This is a genomic window from Paracraurococcus lichenis (genome assembly GCF_030657435.1).
Lineage (GTDB): Bacteria > Pseudomonadota > Alphaproteobacteria > Acetobacterales > Acetobacteraceae > Paracraurococcus > Paracraurococcus lichenis.
Genome location: NZ_JAUTWS010000238.1, coordinates 1 through 2678, shown reverse-complemented (window position 1 = coordinate 2678; position 2678 = coordinate 1). Strand labels below are relative to the sequence as shown.

The 2678-nt window shown below is 66.2% G+C and carries 4 protein-coding genes and 1 pseudogene; 3 read left to right on the top strand and 2 right to left on the bottom strand.

Annotated elements, in window-relative coordinates; all coding sequences use genetic code 11:
* Positions 1 to 115: IS66 family insertion sequence element accessory protein TnpB (gene tnpB, locus Q7A36_RS39275; protein WP_305109224.1), on the bottom strand; the 115-nt coding region annotated here is incomplete at its 3' end.
* Positions 112 to 510 carry an IS66-like element accessory protein TnpA gene (tnpA, locus tag Q7A36_RS39270; RefSeq protein WP_305109223.1) on the bottom strand — a complete coding sequence of 133 codons (399 nt, stop codon included), beginning with the start codon at positions 508 to 510 and terminating at the stop codon, positions 112 to 114. The genes tnpB and tnpA, both read right to left, overlap by 4 nt.
* A 96-nt stretch (positions 511 to 606) precedes the next feature.
* On the opposite strand from tnpA, the gene Q7A36_RS39265 reads away from it, so the two are divergent.
* The 3 genes and pseudogenes from Q7A36_RS39265 to Q7A36_RS39255 form a co-directional block, all read left to right on the top strand.
* Positions 607 to 1629: a recombinase family protein gene (locus Q7A36_RS39265; protein ID WP_305109222.1), complete on the top strand. Its 1023-nt coding sequence runs from the start codon at positions 607 to 609 to the stop codon at positions 1627 to 1629.
* Positions 1630 to 1675: 46 nt separating this feature from the next.
* Positions 1676 to 2416 (top strand): hypothetical protein, encoded by a 741-nt coding sequence (locus Q7A36_RS39260; RefSeq protein WP_305109221.1) that lies wholly within the window; start codon positions 1676 to 1678, stop codon positions 2414 to 2416.
* Positions 2417 to 2495: 79 nt separating this feature from the next.
* A pseudogene (locus Q7A36_RS39255) lies at positions 2496 to 2678 on the top strand (ISNCY family transposase); the annotation flags it as partial.

The following is a 2678-nucleotide window of genomic DNA, read 5'->3' as shown; positions in this document are numbered from 1 at the left end:
GCGGGTCACGCCCGAGCGCCTGCTGCACCTGCAGGGCCAATGAGTGCATCCCGCGGCGCATGTCCGTATGACCGACCGCCAGCCAGACGCGCACGCCGGAAGGGACCGGGATCATCCGCGCAGTGCCGCCAGCACGCGGCGCAGCGCCGTGGTGCTGACATCCTCCGCCACCCGTACCGCCGTGCCGTCCGGCAGCACGATCTCGATGCGGTCGTCCGGCGCGCCGTCGGCATCGCTCATCGATGGGCAGGGTGTCCCTGGCGACATCTCCGGCGCGCAGGGCGCAGGCAGTTCCGGGATGACCCGCACCGGCACAAAGCCCGACGCCTCGGCGACCAGCTTGCCGCGCCGCTGTGCGTCCCGCCACTGCCACAGCAGGCCGCGGCTGACCTGGTGCCGCCGCGCTACCTCCGCGAACTTCGCACCAGACTCCTCCAACTCAGCAAGAATCCGAAGCTTCTCGTCGTCGCGCCAGTGCCGCCGCCGCTCGACCCCGGTGATGATCTCCATTCCGATCCACGCCCCCTGTCCTTAACGGCGCTCCAAAGAACGCTCGTACGAACAGAGGACAGGTTTCACCGCACCACGGTAGGCGGCCCTCCCCGGATGGGTACGCAGCAGGTGCTGAGCAACCAGGAGAGCCTGCGTCTGCAGTATGCCTTGCGTCACCGTGCGCAGGAACTTGGATGGCGTGACGCCGACATCGAGGTGATTGACGCCGATCTCGGTCGCAGCGGCGCGACGTCAACGTGGCGCGAAGGCTTCAAGGATCTGATTGCGCGCGTGACGCTCGGCGAGGTCGGCATCATCCTCTCCTACGAGGTCACCAGGCTGGCGCGGAACTGCTCGGATTGGTACCCGCTGCTCGATCTGTGTGGCTACCGGCGATGCCTTATCGGCGATCGGGACGGCGTGTACGATCCGGGCACCGCGAACGGGCGGCTTCTCTTGGGGCTGAAGGGAACGATCTCTGAAGTCGAGTTGCACACGCTGCGCGGTCGCCTGACAGCAGGCCTGCTGAGCAAGGCGGAGCGCGGCGAGCTGGTACAAGGCTTGCCGATGGGCTTGGTCCGCGACACGCACGGCACGGTGATGAAGCATCCTGATCGGGAAGTACAGGAACGGATCAGCTTGGTGTTCGCCGAGTTCCTCGATTTGGGCTCGGCCGGCAAGGTGCTCCGCTGCTTCCGGGATCGCGGCCTCACGCTGCCACGCCTTGACCGGTTTGGCGAGGTGGTCTGGCGGACACCGACGGACGGCATGATCGCCGGCGTTCTCAAGAACCCGGCTTATGCAGGTGCCTTTGTCTACGGCCGCACACGTTCCTGCGAAACCACCTACGCCAGCGGCAAGCCGGTCACGGGGCGCTGTCCCATGTCGGAGTGGAAAGTGATCGTGAAGGACCGCTATCCTGCCTACATCGGTTGGGCCGAGTTCGAACGGATCCAGGCCATGCTGCGCGACAACCACGCGGAGTATAGTCGCAACCAGACGCGCGGTGTGCCACGTGACGGCGCGGCGCTGCTGCAGGGCAGTGTCTGGTGTGGTCTATGTGGCCACAAGATGACTGTGCAGTACAAGGGCTGTAGTCGCTACGTCTGCAACTTCCTCGTGCGAAGCACCGGGTGAACCGGCGTGCCAGTACCTGCCTGCGGAGCCGATCGATGCCCGCGTTGTGGTCGCGTTCTTCGCTGCGGCGAGCCCCGAGGAACTCGAAACCTGGACCCGAGCGCAGGATGCTCGGCTGCAGACGGAGGAAGCACTCGATCGCGCTGAGGCACAGCAAGTGGAGCGGCTACGCTACCAGGCCTTGCTCACCGAACGGCAGTTCAACCGGGTCGACCCCGACAACCGCCTGGTCGCGTCGGAGCTGGAGCATCGCTGGGAGGGTGCGTTACGTGAACTGCGGTTGGCCGAGGAGGCACTCGCGCTTCGCCGTGCCTCCCGCAACCAACTGGAGGCGCTGAGCACCGAGGAGCGTGATGACTTCCTTGTCCTCGGATCGCAGCTGCCTGCTCTGTGGCAACAGCCCGGCATAGACCGAGCACACAAGAAAGCGCTGCTGCGCTGCCTAATTGAAAAGGTCATTCTACATCGCACGGCACCGGAGCGGCTCGACATCCGCATTGTCTGGCGTGGTGGTGAGGTCACCGAGGAGCAGATCGAGCTACGGGTGCATGCGCTTCACGCCCTTTCCCGTGGCGCTGAGATGCAGGCGCGGATCCTCGAGCTGGCCCGCCAGGGCCTGACGGACACCGAGGTTGCCACGGTACTGACCGAGGAGGGATACCACTCGCCGCGTGGAACCCAGGTGCTGGCGCGGACCGTACAGGTATTTCGCCAACGTCACCGGATGCTGCGTCCGACCCGAGCGCATCCACGACACATTCCGGGCTGGCCGCATTGCCTCACCTGATTTGCTCCTGAGCCGGGTCCGTTGCCTCACCTGAGACGCTCCCGAGCAGCGCTGAGCTGCGAGGGCTGGGATGAGGCGGGTGAGCATGACGACGCGGAACGAGTTGGTGGCTGCCGTTGCGGAACGGTACGCCCGGTCGAGCCGGCTGGATCGCGGCCGGATCCTCGACGAGTTCGTGGCGGTGACGGGGCACCACCGCAAGCACGCGATGCGGCTGCTGCGGGGCAGTGGGGCCGCGCCGGCGGTACGGCGAGGACACCGT

Excerpts from the sequence above, each read along its gene's own strand:
- tnpA (WP_305109223.1), bottom strand. The coding sequence starts at position 510 with ATGGAGATCATCACCGGGGTCGAGCGGCGGCGGCACTGGCGCGACGAC.
- Q7A36_RS39265 (WP_305109222.1), top strand. The coding sequence starts at position 607 with ATGGGTACGCAGCAGGTGCTGAGCAACCAGGAGAGCCTGCGTCTGCAG.